General features: G+C 48.8%; 1 protein-coding gene. It reads left to right on the forward strand.

The genetic code is table 11. The features are described 5' to 3' along the window. Positions 1-528 precede the first annotated feature (528 nt). On the forward strand, positions 529-1,277 hold a 749-nt coding region (locus ACFPYJ_RS20610), incomplete at its 3' end, for an amidase family protein (protein ID WP_379190099.1).

The following is a 1,277-nucleotide window of genomic DNA, read 5'->3' on the forward strand; positions in this document are numbered from 1 at the left end:
TCCCTTCCCGCCGCTTACCACTTCACCCTCCGGGCTTATAGGTTCACGCTTTACGACGCTGTCGTGCGCTGCGGCAGGATTCACTTTATGTTACAGCCTGCAGTTTTGCTTCACCCTGATTGGGGTTTTTCACAGGGCTTCATCCTTAGGATCTCGCCACCAGATGCCTGCTAGCTACGAGGCGGCTTGCTCCCTACCTCGGTTGGACTTTCACCAACTAGTTGTGCCTAGCTTTGCTAGGCGCACTGTTGCGCTATCCTGCCCGTTCGTATTATGAGGTCACAAACTAACGGCGAAATATGGAGCGAGCGTAAGAGAACAAGAAAACGGACCTGTCGCAAACGATGCGAAAAGAGGCAGATATTTGGAATTTTTACCCACTTGAAAATTAATATGACTTTCATTAATATTGTAATGGATATGTAATGTCTATGTGAAATTAAATAACATCGAAAGGTCGGGGATTGTATTCCAAGAAGTTCATGTTCGTGCAAGGTTAGAATGATAGCCAAGAGGGAGATGATTTGAATGGTTAAAAATTTACGAATAGCTTGCTTATTATTGCTAATGCTTATTGTGGTTGTTCCGACCTCTGTTGTTGCCAAAGGAGGCTCTCCGGCCAAAAAACCGTTTGTCATCGAGGAGGCCACAATTGAAGACCTTCAGAAAGCATTAGCTTCGGGACAACTTACATCGGAAGCACTTGTAAAATTTTATCTGCAAAGAATCGATGAAATCGATAAAGCAGGCCCTAAATTAAATTCGATTATTACGGTGAACCAGCAAGCGCTGGAAACTGCTATTGAATTAGATAAGGAACGGAAAACAAAGGGGCCCAGGGGGCCGTTGCACGGGATTCCTGTCATATTGAAAGACAATTATGATACGGCGGATATGCCAACTACAGGCGGATCCGCTTCTCTAAAAGGTACTGTTCCCGTTAAGGATGCGTTCATGGTGAAAAAACTCCGTGACGCCGGGGCGATTATTCTGGCCAAAGGGAACATGGATGAATGGGCCCATGGCGGAGCGCCTGGCCCCGGAAAGCCGGGCGGGGCTAACGGGTATAGTTCGTCAGGCGGGCAAACACTGAACCCTTATAAATTGAACCGGGGTCCTTCCGGCTCCAGCTCAGGTCCCGCTGCGGCCGTGGCGGCAAATTTGGCTGTCGTCGGTATGGGCACGGATACGCTCGGTTCCATTCGGGGTCCGGTTGCAAGCAACGCACTCGTGGGCATAAAGCCGACTTTGGGGCTTACCAGCCGTTCCGGAATTAT

The sequence above is a fragment of the Paenibacillus solisilvae genome, from assembly GCF_042656405.1.
In the GTDB taxonomy this organism is placed as follows: domain Bacteria; phylum Bacillota; class Bacilli; order Paenibacillales; family Paenibacillaceae; genus Paenibacillus_Z; species Paenibacillus_Z solisilvae.